The sequence below is a fragment of the Aromatoleum tolulyticum genome, assembly GCF_900156155.1.
GTDB classification, from domain to species: Bacteria; Pseudomonadota; Gammaproteobacteria; order Burkholderiales; family Rhodocyclaceae; genus Aromatoleum; species Aromatoleum tolulyticum.
Window position 1 is genome coordinate 1 of the sequence record NZ_FTMD01000030.1, and the last position, 5,858, is coordinate 5,858.

Sequence of the window (5,858 nt, forward strand, 5' to 3'; positions counted from 1 at the left end):
AGCGGGCGCCAGGGCACGGCGGCGGGGACGCAATGGATGCGGTTGCGGTAGAAGTCGGCGGTGCCGGCGTCCGGCGCGGTAGCGCTTGCGGATATGGGCAGGAGCGTCGCGAGGTTGTTGCGGGCGCGGTGCGTGACGGCGGTGATCAGGAAGCGGCGCTGCTCGGCGTCGGTGCCGGCGTGGCGCGCATGGTCGGTGAGTTCGAAGGTGGTGCCGGGTGCTGCGCCGCGCACGGTGCCTTCGCCGAGCAGCTCGCGCCGGCGCCGGATCATGTACAAATCGAGTCTGACCCTATTTCTCCCTATGTGTGAATCAGATATCAGTACCGAAAATAGAAAGTGCCGTATTCTTCACGGTCATTCTCGGAGCGCTGCGCCTTTGAGCTCTTGACGAGATCGATAGTGGAAGGATTAGGAAGTTCCAGGGCACGAAATGCTTTTTCAGCCATGCGAACGAATGGCATCCATTTGCGGTTGAGGGACCAAGCCATCATTGCAAAAAATGTGAACAAGGCCAGGGCCATGAAATAAAATTCGCTGTGGCTAAATATGCGAAAACCGATGGAGAATATCGCGATAGGTAATTGAATAAAAATGAAAAAAAAGCACTTCCAAAAAGCAACCAAAATATGGCATTAGACCTGTGGGCAACTTCCCCTCGTGAGCAATGCGGATACAGCGCAATCGTTTTGTCCGCGAAGCGTGCTACACCGTAGGACTCCCAGTAATCTCCGACGACTTCTGCTGCAACATTGACCTTGTCGCCGTCCTGAAAAGGATTACGCCAAACCCAGCCTTTCACGGGAAGACCATCCAGATCAAATTCCAAATAGTCGGCTTCTTCCTCCGTCGCGTTGGCGTTACTGGCGGTGGATATCGCTTGCCCCCCCATGTCCGCCATGGCAGCCGCGATGGCGATTACGCCCATTTTGCTGCGGTCGCTCTCCGTAAATACAAAACTGGCGGTGCCACGAGTAACTTTCAGGTTGCGAATCGTGCCGCTCAGCTTTGTCAAGCCATCTGCATTGGGGGCGGGAAGGAAATTTGTCATGCGCTGACACCAACTGCCTTAAGGGCTTCGGTGTATTCACTCATCTGTCGCGTGGGTGACCAACTGTTGTCGCGCTTCCGGCCGAACGCGCATCGATCGCACCACGAATGAAGATCGTCATCGGTGAATATCCATATGAAGACCTGAATGCCGAACATGCCGACGGTGAGCCATGCGCCCGCCGAAATAAAGAGGATGCGGGTTCCGATAATCGCTGTGGCGCGGGCACTGACGGCGCGAGCTGCGCCGGCGTAGGCTGGGGTTCCAGTTAAACGACCGATAAGTGGCGCTGAGTAAGTAAAGGTGGTGGCCGCTGTAAGAGCCAAGCTCGCGCCACCCAAGCCTGATTTTGCCAAATAAAGAAGCGCAACCCCTACACGTTGTTTCTCAAATGCTTTTCCTGCATCCGCAGCATCCAATGCCGCTGTAATCGCGGTTGCGCCCACACTCAACACCCCTCCCCAAAGCTTGATCTTCTGATAGCTCCAGCTTTCCGCCCCGAACAGACTCTTCGCTGGCGCGCTGGCTACGTCGAACAAGCCACTGGATATGGTTACGCCGGATGCGGCGAGGCTCCAATACGCTTTGCTGTCACCTTTGATCTTACACTCTGCGAGGAGTTTCTGAAAGTTGATGCCTTCGAGCAGCATGACCAGCACGGCAAGACGGGCATTGCGCAACTCATTCGGGGCGCTGGTGGTACCTTTGAAACGCTCCCAGGCCTTATGCAGATTGTCCGCGCGAGCGGTCTTGATTTCCGCCGTGCTGGAGGCCAGGAAGGTTTGACGAATTTCGTGGGGCTGCTCAGTTCTTGAAGCGTTCTAATTATCTCTGCTTATGACTCTCATTTCTGAAATCAAACTCAATAACCAGTCTATATCTGACTTACGGAGAATTGATGGTGTTGATACGCTAAGCTCGAAGCACGGCAGGAGGTCCTCCGAACCACAAATCAGAAAAAGATTAATCTTATTTCGCACGCCGTCGCCGACGGTAAAATTGCTATACGCTACTCTGCCGTGCCAATTAACACCGTTAATGCTTTTTTCCCATTCTTTGTGATAGTAATAGCGGCCGGATGAATAATCTTGGTCAATTATTATTGACGGTGATCTTGTTAAATTGTCCTTGTGATCAGAATTTTGACTTGTGCACTCTTTCCCAAGAAAGCGAATGACAAATCTCACATTCGATTTATTCCTCTTTGCAAGAAATTCATAGCCAGAGGATTGGTCATATAGCGCAACGTTCTTGGATGGTTCTCGAATGTAGAAGTCATTCAGTTCGCCAAAATCGTAACAATTCGGCAGGTCTCGCCCATCGGCGAATGTGACTCGCGCAAACGAAATGGATAATAGGAGAACAATTAGCCGCGATATCAACATCAAGTCCTCCTTCTAGTATAGTTTTCTGGTGAGTCTGTACTTCCGCCAACTTCACTTTGGAATGCAGGGGTGTCAGTTAACACAATCAGTGCATTAACAAAAACTGTCGATCGATCAACCAGTCCATTCATGTGGTTTGGTGGGTTTTGAGAAATAGCTGCGGGCAAATTTACGTTGCTGGCGGAGCGCGCAAATTCGATATTGTAGTACCATACTTTGTTGCCGCTGTTTGTGTTAATGACACGCCTAGTGTTTTCGGCCTCGTAGGCTCGATCGGCGTATATATTTGCATTCCATTTATCTAAAATATCTTCAGGTATGTCATTCGGAACGAACTGATTTCCTGATTTGCTATCCCATACCCAATATGCTCCCGCGCTATGTGATGCATGATGTGAGTTGAGTCCAAGTTCGTCTCGCCAAGAAAGCTCATTGTTTCCGTGTGGAATTTGCGGACTTCGACCAACAAACCGGAAGTATTTGTAGTAGTTGTTGTTCCCATTCCCTAGATTTCCGTTTGGATTGGTCAATTGCAAGAGTCCGCGGCCATACCAGCCCGCGTGAAGTGTTGGGTTATTTCCGCTTTGTTCTCGTAATGTGGTAACCCATGCTGTTTCCTGAATGGCATTTCCAAAGAAACATGACTTACGAATTCCTGTATTTATTAGGAATTTTCGTAAAGACCGGTTGATATCGATCGCATAGGTGCGAATAGCTGTCAACGATGCTGCAAAAGGCGGCTGTTCCCAATGGGCGGTAGATTGTGAGTCGTGTGATCCGGGCTTGCGAATAATGTTTGCGGGAACAAGTTGCCCAAGCTCTCTCGTACTCAGCCACTCACATTTCCGCATGGTCGAGATGAATTCCGTCGGATGGAAGTGCCAAGTGGCGGACGTGTAGTCGTCAGGCAGGTCGGGGAAGCTTAGTGCCTTGAGGTGCTTCTCCTGGGGGGGCCATGCATCGGGGTTGGTCCTGAATTCCGGGAGATCTTGCACGAAGGCGTAGCGGGTGCCAATGTCAGCCTGATTCCACTCGCTCGGAAACTTGCACACCGTTCTTCTCAGCGTGGTAGCGACATCGTTGTTTCCTAACCGACGGGCCAGCGTGGCCGGGTCCTGCCGGTCGGGGACATTAGAATCGGGGTCGGCAATCAGGTTCTTCAGTTTGTCGGAGTCGCAACGCTGGTCATTGGGCGTTGTGTCGTCGTTGATGAATGTCCAGGTCTGAATGGGCAGGAAATCGGCATCGCTGAATTTATAGGTGCCCTCGGCGTTAAGGTCTGCCCAGATGGATCGGCCGTTCGGACCGACAATTTCTCGCCAGTGGGCGGCGTTGGCCGGGAGCGGGTCTCTGTCTGCCGTATTGGGGCCGCAGCCCAGGTTGCGTCCGAAGCGGAGCAATTCATACCAACCGCTCGGGCTGCTGCGGGTTCGGTCGGCCTGTGGCAGCGCATTGTGCCGGCGGTTGGCTTCAGCGTAGAGATCGTATTCGAAGTTGCGCTCCTCACGCCTTCCCAATGGATGACCGGTGTTGTCAAAGGCTTCGTAGCTGCAGTTCCCTGTCTCGTAGGTCATTTTGAGCCACATGGCTCGACCAAGCGTGGTTTGACTCGTTGCCCGAAGGTGGCTAGTCGGTGCTACGGTTTGCGTCGGGGTCGATGCCGGCAGGTAGAGCCAGAGGGCTCCAAAAACGGCATCGCTGCGTCCGTCCGCCGTCGGAACTGGGATATTGGTCGGATCGACCCAGGCGGGCTCCCGTCCGATCAGTCTGCGTAGATTTTCCTGATTCATGGCAATTTCAAGATGCACCTGCCCTGCATGCCCATAGATCTGGCCGGCATAGCCGATGATGTCCTTGCGCCAGACCTTGTCTTTTTTCTGGAGTTTGGGTGGCGTTCCGGTTCCCGACGACGCGAGGCGCCCGATTTCATTCAGGTGCATATAGACGCTGTAGTAGATGATCTCGACCGGCAGGTTGCCGTTCGCCCCTATTTCCGTCGTATGTTTAACGATGATCATGCCATTGTCCGTCCAGCTAGCATGCTCGCCAAATGGGTTGAAATTCTGAGGGTCGTCTTTGTCGAGATTTGCATTTTTAGGATCGCCGACATAGATGACTTCACCATCGGCAATGGCGCGCACCGGAGTTTTCCCGTCGCCGGTAGCGGTCCCCTGAAGATGAATGCCGTTGTGCCATTCCAGATTGTTGCTTAGGGGATACGATCCTTCGAGTGCATGCGTGGAGGTTAGGTGCGACGCTGGCTGCTGCATGGCTGAGTGAACCCAGTTGGCATCTCCGGTGTCGCTATTGCGATTTGGTAGGAATGGCGGGCTGATGATCATGGCAGTCAGATCGAGAAGGGATACTTCGCAACGTTTTTGGTATTGATCACCAAGTCGGATCTCGGGAAATTCACAGTCTGCGGGACAGTGCTCGCCGGCCCTGTCCAGTTCTTCAGGTTCGCCTTGAACGCGACCTTCCCGGGCGCATGCAGCTGGATGTTGCCGCCCTCGATCCTGAGATACGCCCCTTGTGCGGTGGCGAGGATGTGCTTGCGGGCGCTGGCGGATAGCGCGGCGGTGGTGCTGGCGACGGTCACCCGCTTGTCGGCGGCGGCGTTGAGCTTGCCGCTCTGGCTTTGCACGCTGACCTGGCCGTTTGCGGCATGCAGATGGATGCCGGTTTCGGTGATCGGCTGCTGTCCCTTGTCGGATTTGCCGGCAGTGAACAGGGCGAGGCCGCGGGCGATGGCCATGCTGTGGTTGCCCTGGATGGCGAGTTGGGTGTCGCGGCTTGCGATGACGACATGGTGGCCAGCGGCGAGGATCAGGTCCTGCGGCGTGAGTTGGGCGATGCCGGCCGGGGCGCTGTATTGCACGCGCGGTTCGGACCACGCGGTGACGGTGCCCGTGCCGCCGCCGGCCGCGAGGAAGCCGCCGGGGTTTGTCGCATGGCGGTCGGCGTCCTGCCGGTTCGCGGTGCTGCGCAGGACATCGAGGGCGCGGTCGAGCGCGGTGCCGGCGGGCAGTTTGTCGGGCGTGTCGTCCGCGCCCACGGCGGCGTGGTGCTTGTGCGCGATCGTGGCGAGGCTGCGGACGAGGTCGTGGGCCTCTTCGCTGCGTTCGATCGCTTCGCGGCTGTCGAGGTGGTGGCCGCTGGCCTGCGGGCGGGCGTCGGCGCTGACGAGGAGCCCGCGGCCGGCGCGGGTGGCGATCGCGGCGCGGGTGGCGAGTTCGGCGCCGTGGCCGCGGCTCGCTTCGCGCGCGTTGCCAGTCTGCTGCTTGAGGTGGCCCAGCTGCAGGCGCGTGTCGTGGGCGGTGGTCGACAATTCGATGCGCGATTCATTCGCGGTGTCGTCGAACACGAGCTGGTTGTAGCCGCCCTGGCCGCTGCGGGTGGCGGCGAGTTCCTGCGTCTTGATGC

General features: G+C 55.9%; 6 protein-coding genes. All 6 read right to left on the reverse strand.

Annotated features, from left to right (window positions below; genetic code table 11):
* A partial coding sequence (locus tag BW991_RS23370; RefSeq protein ID WP_139335996.1) for a contractile injection system protein, VgrG/Pvc8 family occupies nt 1-272 on the reverse strand: 272 nt, incomplete at its 3' end.
* 47 nt (nt 273-319) lie between these two features.
* Nucleotides 320-523, reverse strand: a complete 204-nt coding sequence (locus tag BW991_RS23555) for a P-loop NTPase family protein (protein WP_139335997.1) — start codon at nt 521-523, stop codon at nt 320-322.
* Entirely contained in the window at nt 490-1,050 is a 561-nt protein-coding gene (locus BW991_RS23795) for a putative type VI secretion system effector (RefSeq protein ID WP_139335998.1), read from the reverse strand. Before BW991_RS23795 ends, BW991_RS23555 begins: the two co-directional genes overlap by 34 nt.
* Nucleotides 1,047-1,700: a hypothetical protein gene (locus tag BW991_RS23380; protein WP_076604515.1), complete on the reverse strand. Its 654-nt coding sequence runs from the start codon at nt 1,698-1,700 to the stop codon at nt 1,047-1,049. Before BW991_RS23380 ends, BW991_RS23795 begins: the two co-directional genes overlap by 4 nt.
* Nucleotides 1,701-2,434: 734 nt before the next feature.
* The gene (locus BW991_RS23800; RefSeq protein ID WP_139335999.1) at nt 2,435-4,777 is read right to left on the reverse strand and encodes a M23 family metallopeptidase; all 2,343 of its coding nucleotides are present in this window, start codon (nt 4,775-4,777) and stop codon (nt 2,435-2,437) included.
* A 5-nt stretch (nt 4,778-4,782) separates the two neighbouring features.
* The coding region (locus BW991_RS23390) for a type VI secretion system Vgr family protein (RefSeq protein ID WP_139336000.1) at nt 4,783-5,858 on the reverse strand (1,076 nt) is incomplete at its 5' end.